Here is a 275-nt window from a genome sequence, read left to right on the forward strand (position 1 = left end):
TTACTGACGTTGAAAGCGTGATGTCGTCATGGTGGGGCGAGCACGAGTCCGGTTCCGGTGAGGCAGCCGTTGAGGACGTCGTGGCGGTATTGGAGCTGGCGCAGGCCCCGCCGGACGGCGGTGATCAGGTCGCGTGGGTCGGCGAAGGCGCGGTTCGCCGTGGTGGTGCGCCGCAGTACCGACCAGATGCCTTCGACCGGGTTGAGGTCCGGTGCGTAGGGCGGAAGTTGGTAGACGGTGAGCCAGTCCCGTTCGGCGATGTAGCGGCGCATGCC

The 275-nt window shown here is 66.9% G+C and carries 1 protein-coding gene; it reads right to left on the minus strand.

Annotated features, from left to right (window positions below; genetic code table 11):
* Positions 1-26 precede the first annotated feature (26 nt).
* A partial coding sequence (locus tag KUM44_RS44705; protein ID WP_217215652.1) for a transposase occupies positions 27-275 on the minus strand: 249 nt, incomplete at its 5' end.

The organism is Streptomyces sp. AC550_RSS872 (assembly GCF_019049285.1).
Lineage (GTDB): Bacteria > Actinomycetota > Actinomycetes > Streptomycetales > Streptomycetaceae > Streptomyces.